Origin of the sequence: Streptomyces yangpuensis (genome assembly GCF_024666385.1) — a bacterium.
Classification (GTDB): domain Bacteria; phylum Actinomycetota; class Actinomycetes; order Streptomycetales; family Streptomycetaceae; genus Streptomyces; species Streptomyces yangpuensis.
Genome location: NZ_CP102514.1, coordinates 6609683 through 6628696, shown reverse-complemented (window position 1 = coordinate 6628696; position 19014 = coordinate 6609683). Strand labels below are relative to the sequence as shown.

Here is a 19014-nt window from a genome sequence, read left to right as displayed (position 1 = left end):
ACCGAAATGGCCACAGACGCCGGCAGGCCCCAGGCAGCCCGCACGCACCCGGACCCGTGGCACGCGGCCACGTCGGGCAGAACCGTCATGGCGGCAGTCCTGATGATCTTCGGTGGCGCGATGGCGTTCTTCGAAGGGGTAGCCGCCCTCGCCAGCGACGACCTGTTCGTCATGACGCGCCACTACGTCTTCGAGTTCAGCCTGACCGGCTGGGGCTGGGTCCACCTGATCCTGGGCATCGTCCTGGTCGCCGCCGGCTGCGCCGTCCTCTTCAGCGGCGCCCTGTGGGCGCGTTATCTGGGCATCACCGTCGCCGGACTGGGTGCCTTCGCCAACTTCCTGTGGCTGCCGTACTACCCTTTGTGGGCGCTGGTGCTCATCGCCGTCAACATCGTGGTCATCTGGGCCCTGTGCACGGGCGCGCACCACGAGGCGGACATGACCTGACCCGCGGAGCACCCTTCAACAGGCACTGAAGCGGTGCGTGGCGGAAACCCGGTAATCTCCCGCCAATGACGGCACTTTCGCAGCACAGCAGCGACTGCACCGGGCAACCGGGCCGCGACGGCGACACCGCGACCACGCAGGCCGATCCACGCACGATCGGCCCGGTGCGGACCGAGTACGCGCCCGATCCCGACGGCGACCCGGACCCCGGCGAGATCGTGTGGACCTGGGTCCCCTTCGAGGAGAACGACGGCCGCGGCAAGGACCGTCCGGTGCTGGTCGTCGCCCGCGAGCCGGGGGGCCGGACGCTGCTCGCGGTACAGCTGTCCAGCAAGCGGCACGATCACGACCGCGAATGGGTGCCGATCGGGACGGGCCCGTGGGACAGCGCGGGCCGGGAGTCGTGGGTGGGCGTCGACCGCGTACTGCGGGTCCACGAGTCGGGGATGCGGCGCGAGGCCTGCGCGCTGGACCGGGGACGCTTCGCTCTGGTGGTCGACCGCCTCCGCGAACGCTACGGCTGGCACTGACCGCCCCCGCCCGAGCCGCCCGGCGGGGCAGGGTCAGGGGGTGGGGGTGGTGAAGGTGCGTTCGAAGGCCTGGCGGGGGTGGGGGTCGGGGTCCAGGATCGCGAAGACCACTCGCTCGAAGGTGCCCGCGAAGCGGGTCGCCAGCAGGGCCCGGAAGACCTCGGCCACCACCGCCGGGTCGTTGCGGAACACCCCGCACCCCCAGGCCCCCAGCACCAGCTGCCGGTACTCGTGCAGCGCCGCCACCTCCAGGACCAGCTCCGCGCGCCGGGCCAGCGCCCCCGGGATCTCCGCGGCCCGCTCCGGTTCCAGCCGCAGGATCGTGCCCGCGTTCGGCGCGGGCGAGGTCAGGAAACCGGCCCGGAACGGCGACTCCATCAGCTCGCCCCGGTCGTCACGGAAAACCGGCACCCCGGGCGAGTGAATCACCCGGTCGGTGTAGAAGGTGCTGACTTCCGAACGGTGCACCTCGTAGTATTCCCGAGCCTCCAGCAGCGTCTCGTACAGGGCGGAGGCGCGGCACAGGGCCTCCTCCTGCGCCTTGGCACCGCGGACGTAGCCGCCCCCGGGATTCCGGGCCGAGGCGAAGTTCAGGACCGCCACCGACGTCCCCGCCGGACCCACTCCCTCCTCCGCAGAAGGGTCCGCCGCGAGCCTACGGGCAGCGACCGTGCTGCTCTCCCCCGTGACCTCGACGACCGTCGTACGCCCCCCACCCACGGGTCGCTCGCCTGGAATGACCTGGTTTGGCCCATATATTCTAGTTCCTGCCTTGGCGTCCGCCAGGGCGGCGGCAAGGGACACCTGCCGTCCCGATCGCGTCCGGTACCCCCCGGCCGCCAGGATCTCCGCGTTCTCCCGCGCGATCTCGCGCAATCTGCTGCTCACGCCGCCATCCTGCGCACCTCCTTTCCCGGCGGCAAAGGATTTTGTGCCCGAGGGAAGGGTAGGCACGGGTGATGTCCCGGCCGACGACAGGAGAAGAGGACCCGGTCATGCCCCTCGACCCACCCGTTCCCCCACCCATTCCCCCGCCTGCGCCGGACGCTCCCGCGCCGGACGCTCCCGCCTCCGCCGCTCCCGCCGGTGACGCCCCGCCCTCCCCCGCGATCAGCGAGACACAGGCGGAGCATCTGATCCACGGGATCTGTTTCAAGACCGGCCCGCCCCGCCTTCTCGGTGCCGAACTCGAATGGCTGGTCGTGGACGCCGAGCGGCCCGGACTGGCCGTGACCCCCGAGCGGCTCCGGGCGGCGCACGCCGCGGCCCGCGCGCTGCCCCTGCACTCCCGGGTGACCGTCGAACCGGGGGGACAGCTCGAACTCAGTTCGGCTCCGGCCACCTCCCTCACCGGCTGCGTGGACGGGCTCCAGGACGACCTGACCGCCGTCCGCGCCGCCCTGCGCGAGCAGGGACTGGTCCTGCGCGGCCTCGGCCGTGATCCCCGCCTCCCCTACCGCCGGCTGCTCAACAGCCCGCGCTACGACGCGATGGAGGCCTACTTCGACCGCACCGGCCCGGCCGGCCGCGCCATGATGTGCGCCTCCGCCTCCGTGCAGGTCTGCGTGGACGCCGGGTACGAGGAGCCGGGCGTGCTCGGCCACGGCCGGCGCTGGCGCCTCGCCCACCTGCTCGGTGCGGTCCTGGTCGCCGCCTTCGCCAACTCCCCCGCGGACGAGGGGGCGTACGCCGGCTGGCGGTGCTCCCGCCAGGGGATCTGGGACGACCTGGACGCCCGGCGCACCCTCGCCCCGCCGCTGGACGCGGGGCCGCGGGACGGCTGGGTCCGCCAGGCACTGGACACCGAGGTGATGTGCGTACGGTCGTACGAGGGCGAGGCGTGGAACGTCCCGCGCGGTACGACCTTCCGCGACTGGCTGCGCGCGGGGGACGACGGGCAGGCCCTGCGGGCGCCCACCGCCGAGGACCTGGACTACCACCTCACGACGCTGTTCCCGCCCGTGCGGCCGCGCGGCCACATGGAGTTGCGCATGATCGACGCGCAGCCCGGCGACGACGGCTGGCTGGTCCCGGTGGCCGTCGTGCACGCGCTGTTCGACGACCCGGAGGCCGCCGAGACCGCTTACCGGGTCACCAAGGCCCTGGCCGACGCCTACGGCGCTCAGCCCGCGCCGCGCAATCCGCTCTGGCGGTCCGCCGCCCGTCACGGTCTGACCGATCCCGAACTACGGGCGGCCGCCAAGACCTGCTTCCGGGCGGCTGCGGAGGCCCTGCCCCGGCTCGGTGCGACCACGCACGTCCGGGACACGGTCGGCGCGTTCACCGAGCGCTTCGTCCTGCGCGGCCGATGTCCGGGTGACGAACCGCCGCAGCTGCGGCCCGAGGGGAAGGAGGCCCTGCGATGACCACCGAATCCCACCCCGGGCTGCGGGAACGGGCGGCGGCGGCACTGACCGCCGCGCGGGCCCGGACGGCAGCGCTCACCGACGCGGTGACCGACGCCGACCTCACCGCCCAGCATTCCCCCCTGATGTCCCCGCTGGTCTGGGACCTGGCACACATCGGCAACCAGGAGGAGCTCTGGCTGCTCCGCCGGGTCGCCGGACGCGAGTCGATGCACCCCGAGATCGACCCCCTCTACGACGCCTTCGAGCACCCGCGTGCCGAGCGTCCGAAGCTGCCGCTGCTGGGGCCGGAGGAAGCCCGCCGGTACGCCGCCGAGGTCCGCGGCCGGGTCTTCGACCTCCTCGAGAAGACCCCGCTGGAGGGCAGTGCGCTCCTGGACGACGGCTTCGCCTTCGGGATGATCGCCCAGCACGAGCAGCAGCACGACGAGACCATGCTGATCACCCATCAGCTGCGGCGCGGCGCTCCCGTGCTGACCGCGCCGGAGCCGGACGCTCCCTACGATCCGCCGGGCGCCCCCGAAGTCCTCATACCTGCGGGCCCGTTCACCATGGGCACCTCCACCGAGCCGTGGTCGCTGGACAACGAACGGCCGGCGCACCAGCGGGACACCACGGCGTTCTGGATGGACACGCTGCCGGTGACGAACGCCGCGTACCGTGCCTTCATCGCCGACGGCGGCTACCACGAACCGCGCTGGTGGGCGGCGGCCGGCTGGGACCAGATCCGCCGGCACTCGATCGAGGCGCCGCTGTTCTGGCACCGGGAGGGCGGCGAGTGGCTGCGCCGCCGCTTCGGAGTGACCGAGCCGGTCCCCGATGAAGAACCGGTTCTGCACGTCAGTTGGTACGAGGCGGACGCCTACGCCCGCTGGGCGGGGCGGCGGCTGCCCACGGAAACCGAATGGGAGAAGGCCGCCCGCTTCGATCCCGCGACCGGCCGCTCGGCCCGCTACCCGTGGGGCGACGCGGACCCGACGCCCGCCCACGCCAACCTGGGGCAGCGGCACCTGCGCCCGTCCCGCGCGGGCAGCTACCCGGCCGGGGCGTCCCCGCTCGGGGTGCGCCAGCTGATCGGCGACGTGTGGGAGTGGACGGCGTCCGACTTCCTGCCGTACCCGGGCTTCCGGGCCTTCCCCTACCGGGAGTACTCGGAGGTGTTCTTCGGACCGGAGCACAAGGTGCTGCGGGGCGGTTCCTTCGCGGTGGACCCGGTGGCCTGCCGGGGCACTTTCCGCAACTGGGACCTTCCGGTGCGGCGGCAGATCTTCTCCGGCTTCCGCACGGCGAGGGATGTCTGATGTGCCGTCATCTCGCTTATGTGGGACCGGAGGTGACGCTTGGGAGGCTGCTGAGCGAGCCCGAGCACTCGCTGGTGCGCCAGTCCTGGGAGCCGCGCCGCCAGCAGCACGGCACGGTCAACGCCGACGGCTTCGGCATCGGCTGGTACGCCGAGGGCGACCCGGTCCCCGCCCGCTACCGTCGCGCCGGGCCGATCTGGGGCGACCTGACCTTCACGGATCTCGCCCGCGTGGTGCGCAGCGGGGCCGTGCTGGCCGCCGTACGGGACGCCACGCTCGCCGGGGCCGACGGCGAGGCCGCGGCCGCACCCTTCACGGACGGGCCGTGGCTGTTCAGCCACAACGGCGCGGTGCGCAACTGGCCGGAGTCGGCGGCACCCCTCGCGGCGGCGCTGCCGCCCAAGGACCTGCTGCAACTGGCGGCCCGTACCGATTCGGCGCTGGTCTGGGCGCTGGTACGGCGCAGGCTGCGGGCCGGGGACGACCTGGGCACGGCGCTCGCCGAGCCCGTGCGGGAGCTGTCCTCGGCCGCGCCCGGCTCCCGGCTGAACCTGCTGCTCACGGACGGCGCGGCGATCGCCGCGACCGCCTGGGGCGATTCCCTCTGGTACCTGACCGATCCCGGGGGCGGGCGCACCGTGGTGGCGTCCGAGCCGTACGACGACGACACCCGGTGGTGCGAAGTGCCCGACCGGACCCTGCTGACCGCCACCCGTACACGGGTCCGTCTGACCCCGCTCAAGGAGAACCGCACGTGACCAGCTTTCAGTTGACCCGGACCCTCGACGAGGACGCGGCGGAGACCGCCCTGCGTGCCGACGTGCTGCACGGGCTGACGCACACGCCCAAGGTGCTGCCGCCCAAGTGGTTCTACGACGCTCGGGGCAGTGAACTCTTCGAGGAGATCACCCGGCTGCCCGAGTACTACCCGACGCGGGCGGAGCGGGAGATCCTGCTGGAGCGGGCGCGGGAGATCGCCGCGGTGAGCGGCGCCCGCACCCTGGTGGAGCTGGGTTCCGGTTCCTCGGAGAAGACCCGCCATCTGATCGAGGCGATGCCGGCGCTGGATACGTACGTGCCGGTGGACGTGAGCGAGAGCGCCCTGCGGGGAGCGGCCACCGCGCTGCTCGCCGACCATCCGGGGCTGCGGGTGCACGCCCTGCTGGCCGACTTCACGCGGGCGCTGGAGCTGCCGGACTCCCCCGGTCCCCGGCTGGTGGTGTTCCTGGGCGGCACGATCGGGAACCTGCTGCCGCCGGAGCGGGCGGTGTTCCTGGCGGCCGTACGGTCGATGCTGTCGCCCGGGGACGCGCTGCTGATGGGCACGGACCTGGTGAAGGACGAGGCCGTGCTGGTGGCGGCGTACGACGACGCCCGGGGCGTGACGGCCGAGTTCAACAAGAACGTACTGGCCGTCATCAACCGGGAGCTGGACGCCGACTTCCACACCGCCGACTTCGAGCACGTGGCGGTGTGGAACAGGGAGCAGGAGTGGATCGAGATGCGGCTGCGGGCCCGGTCCGAGCTGACGGTGAAGGTCCGGGCCCTGGACCTGGTGGTGCCGTTCGCGGAGGGTGAGGAGATCCTGACGGAGGTGTCCGCGAAGTTCCGTCAGGAGGGCGTACGGAAGGAGCTGGCCGCGGCCGGGCTGGAGCTGACCCGGTGGTGGACGGACACGGCGGGCCGTTTCGCGCTGTCCCTGTCGGTCGCCGAGGGCCCGGTGGGCTGATCGGACGGGCCGGCCGCGTCGTCCGCTCCGACGCGCGGTCGGTCACGGCCCGCTGCGCGGCGGCCGCGAGGTCCCGCCGGTTCGTGTACCGGCCCGGCGGGATCCGCGGCAGCAGCGTGACCTCGGCCCGTATCCCGCGGGCCCGGGCGATCCGCCACAGCGAGGCGGTCAGCGGGTCGTCCCCGACGAAGGCCGGTGCCCCGGCCGTTTCCCCGTCGGCCCGCAGGTACGCCAGGTGCAGGGGCTGTACGGGGACCCGCGCGTCCAGCGCGGACTGGAAGGCGGCCCTGCGGAAGGTGCCCCGGGCGCGCCCGCACCAGGTGGAGCCCTCGGGGAAGACGGTGACCCGGTGGCCGGCGAGCAGGGCGCGGGTCATCGCGGTGACGGTGGCGGGCAGGGCGCGGATCCGGTCGCGCTCGATGAACAGGGTTCCGGCCCGTGCGGCGAGGCGGCCGAGGACGGGCCAGGCGCGGATGTCGCTCTTGGCGAGCATCCGGCTGGGCAGGACGGCGGCGACGAGCGGGATGTCGAGCCAGGAGATGTGGTTGGCGACGAGCAGGCGGCCGCCGGACGGGCCCGGGCTGCCGTGCACGGTGATCCGCAGGCCGAAGGCGCGTACCAGCGCGGCCGACCAGGCCCGTACCACCGCGTGCCGGGGGCCGGCCGGCAGCAGCCGGACCGGTGGGGCACCGAGGATCCCGAGCAGGATCAGGGCGACGGCGCCGGTGAGCCGCAGGACCGCGTGGGGGACGCTCGCGGTGCGCCCCTCGTGGCCGGAGCAGGCCACGGGGGTACAGGGCGAGGTGGGCAGCCAGACGCTCATGCGCCCGGGATGAGCGCGCGGAAGTGCTTCAGGTAGCGCGGGTTGGTCCGGCGCAGGGAGAGCAGCACGTACAGGTCGGCGCAGCCGAACTCGGCGTCGAGGGCGGGCTCTCCGCAGACCCAGGCGCCCAGGCGCAGGTAGCCGCGCAGCAGCGGGGGCAGTTCCATGCCGGCGGGGAAGTCGATGCCTTCGGGGTTCCAGGGGATGTGCGGGGTGACCCGGTACTCCTCGGGTGCCAGGCTGCGGGTCAGGGCGCGCTCGCGGGTGGCCGCGGCGAGGGCGCCGCCGTCGGCGAGGGGTATCGAGCAGCAGCCGGCGAGCCAGTTGTGGCCGGTGCGCTCCATGTAGTGGGCGAGGCCTGCCCAGATGAGGGCGATGACGGCGCCGTTGCGGTGGTCGGGGTGGACGCAGGAGCGGCCGACCTCGACGAGGTCGGGGCGGATGGGGGCGAGCGCGGAGAGGTCGAACTCGCCCTCGGAGTACAGGCGGCCCGCGACGGCGGCGCGCTCCGGGGGCAGCAGCCGGTAGGTGCCGACGACCTGTCCGGTCTCCTCGTCGATGACGAGGAGGTGGTCGCAGTGGGCGTCGAAGGCGTCGGCGTCGAGGCCGGGCTCGGGGCCGTCGAGGCGGGCGCCGAGTTCGCCGGCGAAGACCTGGTGGCGCAGGCGCTGGGCGGCCCGTACCTCGTTCTCGTCACGGGCGAGGCGCACGGTGTAGTGGGGCCCGGGGGCGGCGGCCTTGGCGGGGGTGGGCGCGGGGGCGAGGAGGGGGGAGGCGGTGGCGGGGGCGGGGGCCGTGGAGGGGGACGGGGACAGGGGTGCGATGGTCATGGCGGCTCCTGATCCGGACACGGATGGCCAGGCCGGCAGGTGCCGGCCCGGCTCCTCTACTTCTTCCGTGACCGGCTGGATTCGACATGACCGCTCTGCGGCCCGCGGGTGTGCGGACGGCGAACTCGCCGGTGCCCCCGTCCCCTTTCGGGGCCGGCGGGGGTGTCAGCGGTCGGAGCTGAGCACCCGGCCGATCTCCTCGGAGGCCGCCCGCGCGGCCTGCTTGGGGTCCTGTCCGGTGAGCACGGCCGTCATGTAGGGCTTGATCGGGTTCTTCGCCTCGACCTCGGCCCAGCGGGCGGAGGCGGGGGTGGCCCGGCCCTGGGCGGCGCCGGGGGCCATGGCGGCGGCGCCCTCGTTGCCCTCGACGAGGTGGGCGAGGGTGCTCTTGTTGGGTACGTAGCTCATGGTGCGGGCGAGTTCGGTCTGCCACTTCTCGCTGACCAGGGCCGTGATCACGGACACCGCGCCCTTCCGGTGCCCGGTCCGCTCCGGGATGATCAGGTCGGAGCCGCCGGTGAAGACGGAGCCGGCCTTGTCGGAGGTCTTGCCGGGGATGGGGAAGAAGCCGAGTCTGCCCTTGAGCGCGGGGTTGGCCGCCTCGATCTCGGCGGCCTGGCCGGGCGGGGCGATGATCTGGGCGACCTGGCCGCGGGCGAAGACCTGTGACTGCGGGGGTGTCTCCTCGTCGGCGGCCTTGGGACCGTCGCCGAGGGCCTGGAGCTGCTTGTAGAACTCCATCCCGGCCAGGGCCTTGTCGTCGTCGAGGGTGCCGACCCACTTGCCGCCCGTCTCGACGGCGAGTTCCCCGCCTTCGTCCCAGACGAAGCCGGCGAGGACGTACCAGTTCTGGCCCGCGAGGTAGATGCCCTGCTGGTCGCCCTTGTCGAGCTTCTGGGTGGCCTGGATCCATTCCTGGCGGTTCCTGGGCGGGGTCTTGATCCCGGCGTTCGCGAAGAGGTCCTTGTTGTAGACGACCACGCGGTTGGCGGCGTACCAGGGAACGCCGTACTGGGCGCCGTTGACGCTGCCCGGCTCGGCGAGACCCTTGAGCCAGTCCCGGCTGCCCCACTCGCGCAGTCCTTCGAGGGTGAGTTCGGAGAGGCCTCCGGTCTCGATGTACTGCGCGACCTGGGTGTTGCCGACCTCGATGACGTCGGCGGGTTCCTTGCTCGTGCCGTCCAGGACGGCGTTGACCTTGTCGCCGATGCCCGTCCACTCCTGGATCCTGACGTCCAGATCGAGGTCGGGATGCTCCTGCTCGAACGACGTGGTGAACCTGTCGATGAAGTCCTCGGAGGCGCTGCCCTTCATCAGCCACAGCGTCACCTTCTGCCGCCCCGCGGCCTGATCGGCCAACTGGCTGCAGCCCGTCAGGGCGGTCGCGGCCGCGAGCGCCGTGCACACGGCGAGGAAGCGCATCTTCAAGAGGTCACCTTCAGGGGCTCGGTCTCAGATGGCTCGAAATTGGCATAGACCAATAGGCCGGTCAAGGGTCTTTCGCTCGGGATTGTTGGCGCAAAGTTCGCGGAGCAGGACTTACTGGGGCACCGTAGAACCAGGCAAAAGCGACCCACTGTCGGGAGACTCCATGTCCAACCACACGTACCGGGTGACCGAGATCGTCGGCACCTCCCAAGAGGGCATCGATCAGGCCATCCGTAACGGGATCGCCCGGGCGGGCCAGACCGTACGGAACCTGGACTGGTTCGAGGTGGTCCAGATCCGCGGCCACCTCGAGAACGGGGAGATCGCCCACTACCAGGTGGGACTGAAGGTCGGCTTCCGGCTGGAGGGCGAGGACTGACACCGGGGCGGAAACCGGGCCCCCGTCCCGGAACCGTCAGGAGCCACATCCGCCCGGAAACCGCATCCGCGCGGGGACCGGATCCGCGCGGCGCGGGGGCCGGATCCGCACGGGACCGGTGCCGGGTGCGCTCGGGCCCGGGTCGCGAAGCGCTCAGGTCCGGCCCTCGACCTCCTGGCCGGACATGAGTTCGGGCGCGTCCGCCGCCCAGTCGGCGACGACGACCCGGAAACCGGCCGCCCGCGCGGCCTGGCAGACCAGCTCGTCGTCGTCCACGAGCATGCGCACCTCCCGGCCCCTGGCGATCCGGCCCAGCACCTCCAGCTTGGTCGTCCGGGCCGGCCTCCGGTCCTGGTTGCCGCGCATCCACAACCGCCCCTCGGGCAGGCCGTGCCGGGTGAGCCACTCCACCGTGTCCGCCCGGCACCGCTCGGGCCGCCCGGTCAGATACACCACCTCGCAGTCGGCCGAGCTCTCCACCGCCAGGGCGATCCCACGGGCGAGCGGCGGATCGGCCGGCGCCGCGCCGAAGAATCCCGCCCAGTCCCTGGGGCGGCGCTCCAGGAAGTGCTGGCGGTGGGCCGTGTCGGACAAGGTGTTGTCGATGTCGAAGACGGCCAGCGGCGGCCGCGAGGTGTGCTTCTCACTCATCCGGCCAGCCTAGGGCCGCGCACCGACACCGGCCCGGACGCGGTCGCGGAGGCGGAGGCGGTCGAGCCCGAGGACAGAGGCGCCGGCCGCTGCGAGCCGCCGCGCGATGGCGGCGCCCAGGCCCCGGGCCCCGCCGGTGACCAGAGCCTGCTTGCCCGACAGGTCGACCTGTACCGCGCTGTTCATGCTGTGCCTTGCCTTTCCTGGGTTCCACCGCCCGACGCCGCCCGCCCTCGGGTAGAGGGGCCGGGCGCCGTCGCGTCTCGTGCGACCTACTGTGGGCAGGGACCGGGCACCCGGCGCGCGGGATTAGGCCACCAGGCGGCGCGAGGGCCGCATCCGGCGTGCCTGCGCATTCCGCGAAGCCCGTCCGTGCTCCTACTGCAGCACCCGGGCGGCCACGGACAGGTCGGCCACGAGTCCCCCGAAGGCCGCTTCCCGGTCGTCGGCCCGCAGAACGGCGGAGGGATGGACTGTGGCCAGCAACCGGCCAGGAGCAGCTCTGCGCTGCTCAGCGAAGGGGTCCGGCATGGGCAACAGGACACCACGCCGCTCGCCCACCCGGAACGAGGACCCGAGCAACGCCTTGCCCGCCGTGCCTCCCAACACCACCAGCACCTCGGGTGCGACGCGTTTCAGTTCCTCCACCAGCCAGGGCCTGCAGGCGGTCATCTCCCGCAGGCTCGGAGACTTGTGGATCCGCCGCTTGCCGCGCGGGGCCGGTGTGAACTTGAAGTGTTTGACCACATTGGTGAAGTACGCCTTCTCGTCCCCCAGCCCGGCCTCCTCAAGCGCCCGGCGCAGCAGCTGCCCCGCCGGGCCGACAAAGGGCTCCCCCTTCACGTCCTCCTGGTCGCCCGGCTGCTCCCCCACCAGCATCAGCCGGGCCCCGGCCGGGCCCGTGCCGAAGACCGTCTGCGTCGCATCGAGGAAGAGCGGGCACCCGTGGCAGCCGGCCGCCGCCCGGCGCAGAGCCGGCAGGCCGCCACGCGAGGGCAGGTAGGGCGTGGCGTCGTACCCCTGACCGCTGTCAGCGGCCGAATCAGCCTCCGCGCACGCGTCCGCGTCCATGACAGCCACCTTGAAGCCGTGGATGCCGTTCGTAGGTTCTTCGGTGGGTTCCCTGAGCGACCCACCGCACGGCAGTCGGCTTCTGCCCGAGCGGCCGGGCCCGAAACACCCCACGGGCGCCCGGTGTCGCCGTGCCGGGCGCCGGGCCGGGACGCCGGCGACGCCCGGCCGGGGAGGCCGAGGCCCTGGAGATGAGCCCGAAGGAGCGGGAACTGCACGAGGGCGCCTTCACGGGCCACATCCACGGGACGGAGGAACAGGTGGCCGGATCACGGGCCTGCGGCCGTGAGGAGGGCCCACGGCGGGCCGTAAAGTGGGACGAATGCACCAGTCCACCGAGCCCCGGACCGACCACGGCCACGGCCACGGCCACGACCCCTACGTACGGGTGCGCGGCGCCCGCGAGCACAATCTGCGCGGTGTGGACGTGGACATCCCGCGCGACGCGCTCACCGTGTTCACCGGAGTGTCCGGTTCCGGGAAGAGCTCCCTCGCCTTCGGCACGCTGTACGCCGAGGCCCAGCGCCGCTACTTCGAGTCGGTGGCCCCGTACGCCCGCCGTCTGATCCACCAGGTCGGCGCACCGAAGGTGGATTCCGTCACCGGTCTGCCGCCGGCGGTCTCGCTGGAGCAGCGGCGCTCCTCCCCCGGCTCGCGCTCCTCGGTCGGCACGGTGACCCTGCTGTCCAACTCCCTGCGCATGCTGTTCTCCCGGGCCGGCACGTATCCGCCGGGCGCACCGCGGCTGGATTCGGACGCCTTCTCACCCAACACCGCCGCGGGCGCCTGCCCTTCCTGTCACGGACTCGGCCGCATCCACCGCACCAGCGAGGAACTCCTTGTCCCCGACCCGGGTCTGTCGGTCCGCGAGGGCGCGATCGCCGCCTGGCCGGGCGCCTGGCAGGGCAAGAACCTGCGGGACATCCTGGAGACGCTCGGCCACGACGTGGACCGGCCGTGGCGGGAGCTGCCCGCGAAGGACCGCGAGTGGATCCTGTTCACCGAGGAACAGCCGGTCGTCACCGTGCACCCGGTACGGGACGCGGACCGGATCCAACGGCCGTACCAGGGCACGTACATGAGCGCCCACCGCTACGTGATGCGGACGTTCTCCGACAGCAAGAGCGCGACCCTGCGGGCGCGCGCCGAGAAGTTCCTCGCCGATGCGCCGTGCCCGGTGTGCGAGGGGCGCCGGCTGCGCCCCGAGGCCCTCGCCGTCACCTTCGCCGGGCGGACCGTCGCGGAGCTCGCGGCGCTGGCGCTGACGGACCTGGACGCCGTACTCGCCGCCACTCCCCCGGACGGTGAGGCGGCACGGGTCCTCGCCGACGACCTGCGTGCGCGGATCGCGCCCGTCACGGAGCTGGGGCTCGGCTACCTGAGCCTGGACCGGACCGCGCCGACCCTGTCCACGGGCGAGCTGCAGCGGCTGCGGCTGGCGACGCAGCTGCGCTCGGGGCTGTTCGGAGTGGTGTACGTGCTGGACGAGCCGTCGGCGGGGCTGCATCCGGCCGACACCGAGGCGCTGCTCGGCGTGCTGGACCGGCTGAAGGAGGCCGGGAACACCGTCTTCGTCGTCGAGCACCATCTGGACGTGGTGCGGCACGCGGACTGGCTGGTGGACGTGGGGCCGCTGGCCGGCGAGCGCGGCGGGCGGGTGCTGCACAGCGGGCCGCCCGCGGCCCTGGCCGATGTCGCGGACTCGGCGACGGCCCGGCACCTGTTCGCGCCGCGGGAGCCGGCGGGCCCCGCCCGGACGGTACGCACACCGGCCGGGGAGGTGCATCTGAGCGGGGTGGACCGGCACAACCTGCGGGATCTCGACGCACGGTTCCCGCTCGGGGTGTTCACCGCGGTCACCGGAGTGTCCGGGTCGGGAAAGTCCACGCTGGTGGGTCAGGTGCTCGCCCGGCAGGTGGACGAGGGGATCGCCGGCCCGGGATTCCCCGTACGGCGGCTCGTGGAGGTGGACCAGAAGCCGATCGGCCGGACGCCCCGGTCCAACCTGGCGACGTATACGGGGCTGTTCGACGTGGTGCGAAGGCTCTTCACACAGGCTCCGGAGGCGCGGGCGCGCGGCTGGAAGGCGGGCCGGTTCTCCTTCAACGTGGCGGGCGGCCGGTGCGAGACGTGCCAGGGCGAGGGCTTCGTCTCGGTGGAGCTGCTGTTCCTGCCCAGTACGTACGCGCCGTGCCCGGACTGCGGCGGAGCGCGGTACAACGCCGAGACGCTGGAGGTCCGGTACCGGGGCCTGGACATCGCGGAGGTGCTGGCGCTGACGGTGGAGTCCGCGGCCCGGTTCTTCGCGGACGTCCCGGCGGCGGCCCGCAGCCTGCGGGCTCTGGAGGAGATCGGGCTGGGCTACCTGCGGCTGGGGCAGCCGGCCACCGAGCTGTCGGGCGGGGAGGCGCAGCGGATCAAGCTGGCGACGGAGCTGCAGCGGGTGCGCCGGGACCACACGCTGTACCTGCTGGACGAGCCGACGACGGGTCTGCACCCGGCCGATGTGCGGGTGCTGCTGCGGCAGTTGCACGGGCTGGTGGACGCCGGGCACTCGGTGGTGGTCGTCGAGCACGACATGGACGTGGTGGCGGGCGCGGACTGGGTGATCGACCTGGGTCCGGGCGGGGGTGCGGAGGGCGGCCGGATCGTGGCCGCGGGCACGCCGGAGGAGGTGGCCGGGTCGCCGGTCAGCCGTACGGCGCCGTATCTGGCCCGGGCTCTCGCGAGCGGCCCCGCGGCGGCCGGATAGGGTGCGTGCGTGTTCTGGAGACGACTGGGGACCCCGGAAGCGGACGGGGGCGCGGCGGCTGACGCTGCGCCGGGCGCCGTGCCGGTGGCGGACGCGGGAGCCCGTCCGCCGGCGCCCTGGGACCCGGCGGCGCCGGTTGCCCGGCTGCCGATCAGGAACGACGGCCTGCGCCGACTGGAGCTTTTCGTCGAACCGCACTGCTGGAGCGAATGGCTGGAGCCTGGCGCGGAGGTCACGGTGGTGACCGTGGGCCGGACGGACACGGACCGGCCCTGGACGGGGACGAGCGTGCCCGATGAGCCGTTCGAGCTGCAGTACCTCGCGGACATGCTCGTGGTCTGGCCGTACGGCGATCTGGTCCTGCTCCTGGATGCCGCCGGGAACGAGCTGTACCGGTACCCGTGAGGCTCAGGCGTCGCCGGACAGGAGCTGCTGGGGCAGTTCGCGGAAGCTCCACTGCCCGCCGCGGCGTGTGAACTGCCAGACCAGGTCGTAGCGGTCCGGCCAGGCCGCGGGGAGGCCGAGGACCCGGTCGGCGCCGAGGGCGCGCACGAGGCGGGGGATCCCGGTGTGCTCCCAGCAGACGAGTACGGGCATGGGCCCGGCGAGCAGGGCGTGTGCGAGGGCCGGTTCGGCGCCGACGGCGAACTCGGCGCGGACCGGCGTGCGCAGGGCGGTGGCCAGGGCTTTCACGGTCTGGCGGCACCGGGCGGGGGCGGGGGCCCTGCCGCCGGCGGCGAACACGGCGGCGGGGCGGGGCAGGGAGGACCGTTTCGCCGGCGGGAAGAGCCGCGGGAGTTCCTCGGCCCGGCGCCAGCCACGCCCGGCGAGCGAGCCGGGGTCGTCCTCGCCGTCCTCGTCCCAGCCGGTGTCCCCGGCGTACGGCTTCTCCGCGTGCCGGATCACCATGATCAGGGCGTCCTCGGCGGCGGGCTGCTGCCCGGGCGCCGGCGGTCGGGGCTCTTCCCCGCCGGAGCAGCCCGCCGCGGCCAGGGGCGCGAGGGCGGCGGCCAGTACGGCTCGGCGGCGTGGTCCGGTCCCGGTGGGGAGTGCTGGCATGGGGCCACTGTCTCCCATGGCCCGGGCGCCGCCGGGGCGCGGCACGGCGGCGGCGGGGCCGGTCAGCCGATCGGCGCAGGAGCCCCCGGGACGGCGGGGCCCCTGCGCCGGGCTGTGCCGCCGGCTGTGCCACGGGCTGTGCCGCAAAGGCTGTGCGGCAGGCGGGTCAGCGGGGGCCCTTGCGGACCGCCCGCAGCCATTCCTTGTTCATCGCGGCGATCGACGGCAGCGGGATGCCCTTCGGGCAGGCCGTGGCGCATTCGCCGGTCAGGGTGCAGCCGCCGAAGCCCTCCTCGTCCATGCGGGCCACCATGTCGAGCACGCGGGTCTCACGCTCGGGCGAGCCCTGCGGGAGGACATTGAGGTGGTTGACCTTGGCGGAGGTGAAGAGCATCGCCGAGCCGTTGGGGCAGGCGGCCACGCAGGCGCCGCAGCCGATGCACTCGGCGTGCTCGAAGGCGAAGTCGGCGTCGGCCTTGGGTACGGCGGTGGCGTGCGCCTCGGGGGCCGAACCGGTGGGTGCGGTGATGTAGCCGCCGGCCTGGATGATCCGGTCGAAGGCGCCCCGGTCGACGACCAGGTCCTTGACGACGGGGAAGGCCGCGGCCCGCCAGGGCTCGACGTCGATGGTGTCGCCGTCGTCGAAGGTCCGCATGTGGAGCTGGCAGGTGGTGGTGCGCTCGGGGCCGTGGGCGTCGCCGTTGATGACGAGGCTGCAGGCGCCGCAGATGCCCTCGCGGCAGTCGTGGTCGAAGGCGACCGGGTCCTCGCCGCGCAGGATGAGGTCCTCGTTGAGGGTGTCGAGCATCTCCAGGAAGGACATGTCCTCGGAGATCCCGTCGACCTCGTACGAGGCCATGTGGCCGGGGGCGTCGGCGCCGCGCTGGCGCCAGACGCGCAGGGTGAGCTTCATGCGTAGCTCCGCTGGGTGGGGTGGACGTACTCGAAGACGAGGTCTTCCTTGTGCAGGACGGGGGCGGTGCCGGTGGCGGTGAACTCCCAGGCCGCGGCGTAGGCGAAGGCCTCGTCCTGGCGGGCGGCCTCGCCGTCCGGGGTCTGGGACTCCTCGCGGAAGTGACCGCCGCAGGACTCGGCGCGGTGGAGCGCGTCGAGACACATCAGTTCGGCGAGTTCGAGGTAGTCGACGATGCGGTTGGCCTTCTCCAGCGACTGGTTGAACTCGTCGCCGGTGCCGGGGACCTTGATGCGGCGCCAGAACTCGTCGCGGATCTGCGGGATGCGGTCCAGCGCCTTGCGCAGGCCCTGCTCGCTGCGGGCCATCCCGCAGTACTCCCACATGAGTTCGCCGATCTCGCGGTGGAAGGAGTCGGGGGTGCGGTCGCCGTCGACGGCGAGCAGCCTCTCCAGCCGCTCGCGGGTCTCGCGTACCACGGCCTCCGCCTCGGGGTGGGTGTCGTCGACGGTGTCGCGGTGCGGGTGGCGGGCCAGGTAGTCGTTGATGGTGGAGGGGAGCACGAAGTAGCCGTCGGCGAGGCCCTGCATGAGGGCGGAGGCGCCGAGGCGGTTGGCACCGTGGTCGGAGAAGTTGGCCTCGCCGATCGCGAACAGGCCGGGCACGGTGGTCTGGAGGTCGTAGTCGACCCACAGCCCGCCCATCGTGTAGTGCACGGCGGGGTAGATCCGCATGGGGACCTCGTACGGGTTCTCCGCGGTGATCCGCTCGTACATCTCGAAGAGGTTGCCGTACTTCTCGGCGACCTTGTCACGGCCCATGCGGCGGATGGCGTCGGCGAAGTCGAGGTAGACGCCCTGCCCGCCGGGGCCGACGCCGCGGCCCTCGTCGCAGACGTTCTTGGCGGCGCGGGAGGCGATGTCGCGGGGCACGAGGTTGCCGAAGGAGGGGTAGATCCGCTCCAGGTAGTAGTCGCGCTCCGCCTCGGGGATGTCGGCGGCGGGGCGGGTGTCGCCCTTGGCCCTGGGGACCCAGATGCGGCCGTCGTTGCGCAGGGACTCGCTCATCAGGGTGAGCTTGGACTGGTGCTCGCCGGTGCGCGGGATGCAGGTGGGGTGGATCTGGGTGAAGCAGGGGTTGGCGAAGTAGGCGCCGCGCCGGTGCGCCCGCCAGACGGCGGTCGCGTTGGAGTTCATGGCGTTGGTGGAGAGGTAGAAGACGTTGCCGTAGCCGCCGCTCGCCAGGACGACGGCGTCGGCGTAGTGGGTGGAGAGCTCGCCGGTGATCAGGTCGCGGGCGACGATGCCGCGGGCGACGCCGTCGACCACGATCAGGTCGAGCATCTCGGTGCGGGCGTGCATCTCGACGTTGCCCGCGGCGATCTGCCGGGAGAGGGCCTGGTAGGCGCCGAGGAGGAGCTGCTGTCCGGTCTGGCCGCGGGCGTAGAAGGTGCGGGAGACCTGGACGCCGCCGAAGGAACGGGTGTCGAGGAGGCCGCCGTACTCGCGGGCGAAGGGGACGCCCTGGGCCACGCACTGGTCGATGATCTCGACGGAGATCTGGGCGAGGCGGTGCACGTTGGACTCGCGGGCGCGGAAGTCGCCGCCCTTGACGGTGTCGTAGAAGAGGCGGTGCACCGAGTCGCCGTCGTTGCGGTAGTTCTTGGCGGCGTTGATGCCGCCCTGCGCGGCGATGGAGTGGGCCCGGCGCGGGGAGTCGGAGAAGCAGAACTGGACGACGTGGTAGCCCTGCTCGGCGAGGGTCGCGCCGGCCGATCCGCCCGCCAGGCCGGTACCGACGACGATGACGGTGTGCTTGCGGCGGTTGGCCGGATTGACGAGCTTCGCCTCGAAGCGGCGCCGGTCCCAGCGGTCCGCGACGGGGCCCTCCGGGGCCTTGGTGTCGGCGATGGGCTCGCCGGTGGTGTGGTGCGCGTAGCTGCTCACGGTCAGTTCACCATTCCGGTCATGACGGCGACGGGGACGGACACGAAGCCCGCGAAGAGGACGAGGGCCAGGCCGTTCGCGAAGGCCTTCAGCGTCCGCTCGCGACGGGCGCTGCCCACGCCGAGGGTCTGGGCGGCGCTCCAGAAGCCGTGCCGGACGTGCAGGCCGAGTGCGGCCATCGCCACGAGGTAGACGGTGTTCCCGTACCAGGTGGAGAAGGTGGCGAGGACGTTCTCGTACGGGTGGCCGGCCCAGGCACGCTCGTTGACGGTGAGCGTGGTGAGGTCGAGCAGGTGCCAGACGATGAACAGGCCGAGGATGATGCCGCCCCAGCGCATGGTGCGGGTGGCGTAGCTCGCACGGCGGCGCTTGTGGACGTACTTGACCGGGCGGGCCCTGATGTCGAGCCGGCTGAGCTGGTAGGCGGAGACGGCGTGGGCGACGACGGCGGCGAGGAGGACCGCGCGGACGAGCCAGAGGGCCCACTCGTAGTGGAGGAAGGGCGAGCCGAGGGTGCGCAGCCAGTGGGCGTAGCCGTTGAACTCGTCCGCCCCGAAGAAGATCTTGAGGTTGCCGAGCATGTGCACGACGAGGTATCCGAGCATGATCAGCCCGGAGACCGCCATGACGGTCTTCTTTCCGATGGTGGAGCCCCAGAACGAGGGGCTGCGGGAGCCGTGGGGGCCGTGCGAGGGGGCACTCGTCCGGGTGCGCGTTGCCAGAGCCATGGCATCGACGGTAGGGACGGAGGACCCGAAAGGTCCAAGACATGATGCCGGTCATCTTGAT

The 19014-nt window shown here is 72.8% G+C and carries 19 protein-coding genes and 1 pseudogene; 9 read left to right on the top strand and 11 right to left on the bottom strand.

Annotated elements, in window-relative coordinates; genetic code table 11:
* Positions 1-6 precede the first annotated feature (6 nt).
* Complete coding sequence (locus NRK68_RS30065) at positions 7-447, top strand: DUF7144 family membrane protein (RefSeq protein WP_257857300.1); 441 nt, start codon at positions 7-9, stop codon at positions 445-447.
* Positions 448-512: 65 nt separating this feature from the next.
* Positions 513-977 (top strand): type II toxin-antitoxin system PemK/MazF family toxin, encoded by a 465-nt coding sequence (locus NRK68_RS30060; protein WP_257857299.1) that lies wholly within the window; start codon positions 513-515, stop codon positions 975-977.
* 33 nt (positions 978-1010) lie between these two features.
* Here NRK68_RS30060 and NRK68_RS30055 read toward each other — a convergent pair whose 3' ends face one another.
* Positions 1011-1865: a TIGR02452 family protein gene (locus NRK68_RS30055; protein ID WP_257857298.1), complete on the bottom strand. Its 855-nt coding sequence runs from the start codon at positions 1863-1865 to the stop codon at positions 1011-1013.
* A 107-nt stretch (positions 1866-1972) separates the two neighbouring features.
* Here NRK68_RS30055 and egtA point away from each other — a divergent pair, with 107 nt between their 5' ends.
* From egtA to egtD, 4 genes are read left to right on the top strand one after another with little or no spacing between them, the layout of a single operon-like run.
* Entirely contained in the window at positions 1973-3343 is a 1371-nt protein-coding gene (gene egtA, locus NRK68_RS30050) for an ergothioneine biosynthesis glutamate--cysteine ligase EgtA (protein ID WP_257857297.1), read from the top strand.
* The gene (gene egtB, locus NRK68_RS30045; protein WP_030965065.1) at positions 3340-4644 is read left to right on the top strand and encodes an ergothioneine biosynthesis protein EgtB; all 1305 of its coding nucleotides are present in this window, start codon (positions 3340-3342) and stop codon (positions 4642-4644) included. Before egtA ends, egtB begins: the two co-directional genes overlap by 4 nt.
* Positions 4644-5402, top strand: coding sequence for an ergothioneine biosynthesis protein EgtC (gene egtC, locus NRK68_RS30040; protein WP_257857296.1), 759 nt, complete (start codon positions 4644-4646; stop codon positions 5400-5402). The genes egtB and egtC overlap by 1 nt, the downstream gene beginning before the upstream one ends.
* On the top strand, positions 5399-6373 hold the full coding sequence (gene egtD / locus NRK68_RS30035; protein ID WP_257857295.1) for an L-histidine N(alpha)-methyltransferase: 975 nt from the start codon (positions 5399-5401) through the stop codon (positions 6371-6373). Before egtC ends, egtD begins: the two co-directional genes overlap by 4 nt.
* 298 nt (positions 6374-6671) lie before the next feature.
* Here egtD and NRK68_RS30030 read toward each other — a convergent pair.
* The 3 genes and pseudogenes from NRK68_RS30030 to NRK68_RS30020 all read right to left on the bottom strand — a co-directional run.
* A pseudogene (locus NRK68_RS30030) lies at positions 6672-7196 on the bottom strand (lysophospholipid acyltransferase family protein); the annotation flags it as partial.
* Positions 7193-8026: a GNAT family N-acetyltransferase gene (locus NRK68_RS30025; protein WP_257857294.1), complete on the bottom strand. Its 834-nt coding sequence runs from the start codon at positions 8024-8026 to the stop codon at positions 7193-7195. The pseudogene NRK68_RS30030 and the gene NRK68_RS30025, both read right to left, overlap by 4 nt.
* Before the next feature lie 165 nt (positions 8027-8191).
* The gene (locus NRK68_RS30020) at positions 8192-9454 is read right to left on the bottom strand and encodes an extracellular solute-binding protein (RefSeq protein ID WP_373024056.1); all 1263 of its coding nucleotides are present in this window, start codon (positions 9452-9454) and stop codon (positions 8192-8194) included.
* Positions 9455-9617: 163 nt separating this feature from the next.
* Here NRK68_RS30020 and NRK68_RS30015 point away from each other — a divergent pair, with 163 nt between their 5' ends.
* The gene (locus tag NRK68_RS30015) at positions 9618-9833 is read left to right on the top strand and encodes a dodecin (protein ID WP_046776659.1); all 216 of its coding nucleotides are present in this window, start codon (positions 9618-9620) and stop codon (positions 9831-9833) included.
* A gap of 153 nt (positions 9834-9986) precedes the next feature.
* On the opposite strand, the gene NRK68_RS30010 is transcribed toward NRK68_RS30015, so the two are convergent.
* From NRK68_RS30010 to NRK68_RS30000, 3 genes are all read right to left on the bottom strand, one after another.
* On the bottom strand, positions 9987-10484 hold the full coding sequence (locus tag NRK68_RS30010; RefSeq protein WP_183064161.1) for a phosphatase domain-containing protein: 498 nt from the start codon (positions 10482-10484) through the stop codon (positions 9987-9989).
* A gap of 9 nt (positions 10485-10493) precedes the next feature.
* On the bottom strand, positions 10494-10670 hold the full coding sequence (locus tag NRK68_RS36830; RefSeq protein WP_308296330.1) for an SDR family NAD(P)-dependent oxidoreductase: 177 nt from the start codon (positions 10668-10670) through the stop codon (positions 10494-10496).
* 192 nt (positions 10671-10862) lie between these two features.
* Positions 10863-11555 carry a UdgX family uracil-DNA binding protein gene (locus tag NRK68_RS30000; protein WP_257857293.1) on the bottom strand — a complete coding sequence of 231 codons (693 nt, stop codon included), beginning with the start codon at positions 11553-11555 and terminating at the stop codon, positions 10863-10865.
* Between the two features lie 322 nt (positions 11556-11877).
* Here NRK68_RS30000 and NRK68_RS29995 point away from each other — a divergent pair, with 322 nt between their 5' ends.
* Positions 11878-14307, top strand: a complete 2430-nt coding sequence (locus NRK68_RS29995) for an excinuclease ABC subunit UvrA (protein ID WP_257857292.1) — start codon at positions 11878-11880, stop codon at positions 14305-14307.
* Positions 14308-14316: 9 nt separating this feature from the next.
* Entirely contained in the window at positions 14317-14712 is a 396-nt protein-coding gene (locus NRK68_RS29990; RefSeq protein WP_257857291.1) for a hypothetical protein, read from the top strand.
* A gap of 3 nt (positions 14713-14715) precedes the next feature.
* Here NRK68_RS29990 and NRK68_RS29985 read toward each other — a convergent pair whose 3' ends face one another.
* The 4 genes from NRK68_RS29985 to NRK68_RS29970 form a co-directional block, all read right to left on the bottom strand.
* Positions 14716-15366 (bottom strand): hypothetical protein, encoded by a 651-nt coding sequence (locus NRK68_RS29985; protein ID WP_257857290.1) that lies wholly within the window; start codon positions 15364-15366, stop codon positions 14716-14718.
* A gap of 166 nt (positions 15367-15532) precedes the next feature.
* Complete coding sequence (locus tag NRK68_RS29980) at positions 15533-16279, bottom strand: succinate dehydrogenase/fumarate reductase iron-sulfur subunit (RefSeq protein WP_030966252.1); 747 nt, start codon at positions 16277-16279, stop codon at positions 15533-15535.
* A complete protein-coding gene (locus NRK68_RS29975) occupies positions 16276-18225 on the bottom strand; it encodes a fumarate reductase/succinate dehydrogenase flavoprotein subunit (RefSeq protein WP_257857289.1) in 1950 nt (649 codons plus the stop codon). Before NRK68_RS29975 ends, NRK68_RS29980 begins: the two co-directional genes overlap by 4 nt.
* Before the next feature lie 2 nt (positions 18226-18227).
* Positions 18228-18953, bottom strand: a complete 726-nt coding sequence (locus tag NRK68_RS29970) for a succinate dehydrogenase (RefSeq protein ID WP_257857288.1) — start codon at positions 18951-18953, stop codon at positions 18228-18230.
* Between the last annotated feature and the right edge of the window lie 61 nt (positions 18954-19014).

Coding starts and splice junctions, on each gene's coding strand:
- NRK68_RS30065 (WP_257857300.1), top strand. CDS start 7: ATGGCCACAGACGCCGGCAGGCCCCAGGCAGCCCGCACGCACCCGGAC.
- NRK68_RS30060 (WP_257857299.1), top strand. CDS start 513: ATGACGGCACTTTCGCAGCACAGCAGCGACTGCACCGGGCAACCGGGC.
- egtA (WP_257857297.1), top strand. CDS start 1,973: ATGCCCCTCGACCCACCCGTTCCCCCACCCATTCCCCCGCCTGCGCCG.
- egtB (WP_030965065.1), top strand. CDS start 3,340: ATGACCACCGAATCCCACCCCGGGCTGCGGGAACGGGCGGCGGCGGCA.
- egtC (WP_257857296.1), top strand. CDS start 4,644: ATGTGCCGTCATCTCGCTTATGTGGGACCGGAGGTGACGCTTGGGAGG.
- NRK68_RS30025 (WP_257857294.1), bottom strand. CDS start 8,026: ATGACCATCGCACCCCTGTCCCCGTCCCCCTCCACGGCCCCCGCCCCC.
- NRK68_RS30015 (WP_046776659.1), top strand. CDS start 9,618: ATGTCCAACCACACGTACCGGGTGACCGAGATCGTCGGCACCTCCCAA.
- NRK68_RS30010 (WP_183064161.1), bottom strand. CDS start 10,484: ATGAGTGAGAAGCACACCTCGCGGCCGCCGCTGGCCGTCTTCGACATC.
- NRK68_RS36830 (WP_308296330.1), bottom strand. CDS start 10,670: ATGAACAGCGCGGTACAGGTCGACCTGTCGGGCAAGCAGGCTCTGGTC.
- NRK68_RS30000 (WP_257857293.1), bottom strand. CDS start 11,555: ATGGACGCGGACGCGTGCGCGGAGGCTGATTCGGCCGCTGACAGCGGT.
- NRK68_RS29995 (WP_257857292.1), top strand. CDS start 11,878: ATGCACCAGTCCACCGAGCCCCGGACCGACCACGGCCACGGCCACGGC.
- NRK68_RS29985 (WP_257857290.1), bottom strand. CDS start 15,366: ATGCCAGCACTCCCCACCGGGACCGGACCACGCCGCCGAGCCGTACTG.
- NRK68_RS29980 (WP_030966252.1), bottom strand. CDS start 16,279: ATGAAGCTCACCCTGCGCGTCTGGCGCCAGCGCGGCGCCGACGCCCCC.
- NRK68_RS29970 (WP_257857288.1), bottom strand. CDS start 18,953: ATGGCTCTGGCAACGCGCACCCGGACGAGTGCCCCCTCGCACGGCCCC.